The following is a 3,343-nucleotide window of genomic DNA, read 5'->3' on the forward strand; positions in this document are numbered from 1 at the left end:
GAACCATTTAACGGTGCCGGTTTGGCGATTAGACATGGTGTATCTCCAAGAAACATATATTTTCAGTAGTGCTGTGCTGCTCAGGCCAACTGGGCACACCGGGGTATCATAGTCGAAATGTTCGCTTTGGGAGCCCCCCGGACGTGCTGTTTGCCCTGCAGTCGCGTTCTGTTTGCTGCTTTGTTTGGCTGCAAGCCCCGTTTTAAAAGGCTTTCAGCCAAAAGTAAAGACAATAAAAAAACCTGTAAAACCTGCATAAATTGTACGAAAAAGCGGTTTTCAGAGGCTTTTTACTGTCGTTGCAGGCGAAAAAAGCGCTCTGTCGGGCTTATTTTTTCGCTTTGTTATCGGCTTTGCACGACGAGATTTGGGTCAGTGCTTTTTGTTTCAGAGCATCACTGGCGGTGTTGTCCATCAGGGACTGGATGTCTTTGGCAGGGTACGATTTGATGGCATCGGCGCCGCAAGCGCAGTGAGCCTTCGCTGCTGCAGCACCGATCTGCGGAGTGGCCGCTTCTGTGCACTGAGCCATATATTTCTCGCGTTCGCCCTTCGGCCAATCGGCATGGGCGGCCAGTGGCAGCAGCAAAACGATGGGGGCGACTACTGCGAATAAACGTTTCAGATGCATGCTGGGATGCTCCTTGTGGGTCAATGTCTTGTTATCTGAGGGGTAAAGCAGGGTTCTAGTTCAGCACTCTGGCATAAAATTGCCCGATTTGCCCCAAGACAAAGCCTCGGTGCATCGACGACCGTTCATCTGTGCTAGCATGCCTGGCTCGGGCGTTTGCAGGCTCCGGATGACCTTCAGTCCCGGTAGCGGTAAATGTGCGAATAACCCTGATTTGAATCCCAGTCACTCTGGTTCGGTTTTCCGGTTGGCCGCAAGGCTCCTGCCGCTGTAAGGCAGGCGTTCGTCATTGAATGGCCTGGATCGGATCTTGTACTGGCTCATCCCAACCCACGTGACCTTTGGTAGGGGTCACCACTAGGAGAGGAGGCGCCATGCCAACTATTACTCTTCCCGACGGCAGTCAACGTTCATTCGATCACCCGGTATCCGTAGCCGAGGTCGCCGCATCCATTGGTGCAGGTCTGGCCAAAGCCACCGTGGCCGGCAAGGTCGATGGCAAGCTGGTCGACGCCAGCGACATCATCGGCAGCGACGCTACGCTGCAAATCATTACGCCAAAGGATGAAGAGGGGCTGGAGATCATTCGCCACTCTTGCGCCCACCTGGTTGGCCATGCGGTCAAGCAACTGTACCCGACGGCCAAGATGGTCATCGGTCCGGTCATCGACGAAGGCTTCTATTACGACATCGCCTTCGAACGTCCTTTCACTCCGGACGACCTGGCCGCCATCGAACAGCGCATGCAGCAGCTGATCGAAAAAGATTACGACGTGATCAAGAAAGTCACTCCGCGCGCCGAAGTGATCGAAGTGTTCAAGGCCCGCGGCGAAGACTACAAACTGCGCCTGGTCGAAGACATGCCGAACGAGCAGGCCATGGGCCTGTACTATCACGAAGAATACGTCGACATGTGCCGCGGTCCGCACGTGCCGAACACGCGCTTCCTGAAATCCTTCAAGCTGACCAAGTTGTCCGGCGCATACTGGCGTGGCGATGCCAAGAACGAGCAATTGCAGCGCGTTTACGGCACTGCGTGGGCAGACAAAAAGCAGCTGGCGGCTTACATCCAGCGCATCGAAGAAGCCGAGAAGCGCGATCACCGCAAGATCGGCAAGCGTCTGGGGCTGTTCCACACCCAGGAAGAGTCGCCGGGCATGGTGTTCTGGCACCCGAACGGCTGGACTCTGTACCAGGTGCTCGAGCAGTACATGCGCAAGGTTCAGCGCGACAACGGCTACCTGGAGATCAAAACTCCGCAGGTCGTTGACCGCAGCCTGTGGGAGAAGTCCGGGCACTGGGCCAACTACGCCGACAACATGTTCACCACGCAGTCGGAAAACCGCGACTACGCCATCAAGCCGATGAACTGCCCTTGCCACGTGCAAGTGTTCAATCAGGGTTTGAAAAGCTACCGTGAGTTGCCAATGCGTTTGGCCGAATTCGGTGCTTGCCATCGTAATGAGCCATCGGGTGCTCTGCACGGCATCATGCGTGTGCGTGCGTTCACTCAGGACGACGCCCACATCTTCTGCACTGAAGAGCAGATGCAGGCCGAATCCGCTGCGTTCATCAAGCTGACCATGGACGTCTATGCCGACTTCGGCTTCAAAGACGTCGAGATGAAGCTGTCCACTCGTCCGGAAAAACGCGTCGGTTCCGACGAGCTGTGGGATCGCGCCGAAGCGGCCCTGGCTGCAGCCCTTGATAGTGCTGGCCTGCCGTACGATCTGCAGCCGGGCGAGGGTGCGTTCTACGGTCCGAAGATCGAGTTCTCGCTGAAAGATTGCCTTGGCCGCGTCTGGCAGTGTGGTACCCTTCAGCTCGATTTTAACCTGCCTGTCCGTCTGGGAGCCGAATACGTCTCTGAAGACAACAGTCGCAAGCACCCGGTGATGTTGCACCGGGCGATCCTTGGCTCCTTCGAACGTTTCGTCGGAATCCTGATCGAGCACTACGAGGGTGCATTCCCCGCGTGGCTGGCTCCGACCCAGGCAGTGATCATGAATATCACTGATAAACAGGCTGATTTCGCCGCTGAGGTTGAAAAAACTCTCAACGAAAGCGGATTTCGTGCCAAGTCTGACTTGAGAAATGAAAAGATCGGCTTTAAAATCCGCGAGCATACTTTGCTCAAGGTTCCTTATCTCTTGGTTATCGGAGATCGGGAAGTCGAGATGCAGACTGTCGCTGTGCGTACTCGTGAAGGTGCTGACCTGGGCTCGATGCCCGTCGCCCAGTTCGCCGAGTTCCTCGCTCAAGCGGTTTCCCGGCGTGGTCGCCCAGATTCGGAGTAATTACTATTAAGCGTGAAATGAGACAAGATAAACGAGCTGCACCGAAGGCCCCGATCAACGAGAATATCTCGGCACGCGAGGTTCGGTTAATTGGGGCTGAAGGTGAACAGCTTGGGATTGTGTCAATTGAAGACGCGCTTCTTAAGGCTGAAGAGGCCAAACTGGATCTGGTGGAAATTTCCGCCGATGCAGTACCCCCTGTTTGCAAACTGATGGACTACGGCAAATCGATCTTCGAAAAGAAGAAGCAGGTTGCCGCGGCCAAGAAAAACCAGAAGCAGATTCAGGTTAAAGAAATCAAGTTTCGTCCAGGGACGGAGGAAGGGGATTACCAGGTAAAACTGCGCACCCTGTGACGTTTCCTGACTGATGGGGACAGGGCCAAGGTATCCGTGGGATTCCGAGGCCGTGAGAT

At 55.2% G+C, this 3,343-nt stretch carries 2 protein-coding genes and 2 pseudogenes; 2 read left to right on the plus strand and 2 right to left on the minus strand.

Translation table 11 applies throughout. The features are described from left to right. Positions 1-66 (minus strand): annotated as a pseudogene (locus tag ACIQU2_RS04410) (cold-shock protein); the annotation flags it as partial. A 262-nt stretch (positions 67-328) separates the two neighbouring features. Beyond that, entirely contained in the window at positions 329-631 is a 303-nt protein-coding gene (locus tag ACIQU2_RS04415) for a hypothetical protein (protein ID WP_347802706.1), read from the minus strand. 374 nt (positions 632-1,005) lie between these two features. Between ACIQU2_RS04415 and thrS the strand changes: the two genes are divergently transcribed. Together thrS and infC are read left to right on the plus strand one after the other, a co-directional pair. Beyond that, complete coding sequence (gene thrS, locus ACIQU2_RS04420) at positions 1,006-2,928, plus strand: threonine--tRNA ligase (protein ID WP_008145656.1); 1,923 nt, start codon at positions 1,006-1,008, stop codon at positions 2,926-2,928. Further along, positions 2,928-3,281, plus strand: a pseudogene (gene infC, locus ACIQU2_RS04425) (translation initiation factor IF-3); the annotation flags it as partial. The gene thrS and the pseudogene infC, both read left to right, overlap by 1 nt. Between the last annotated feature and the right edge of the window lie 62 nt (positions 3,282-3,343).

Source organism: Pseudomonas sp. NPDC098740, assembly GCF_044760065.1.
Lineage (GTDB): Bacteria > Pseudomonadota > Gammaproteobacteria > Pseudomonadales > Pseudomonadaceae > Aquipseudomonas > Aquipseudomonas rossensis.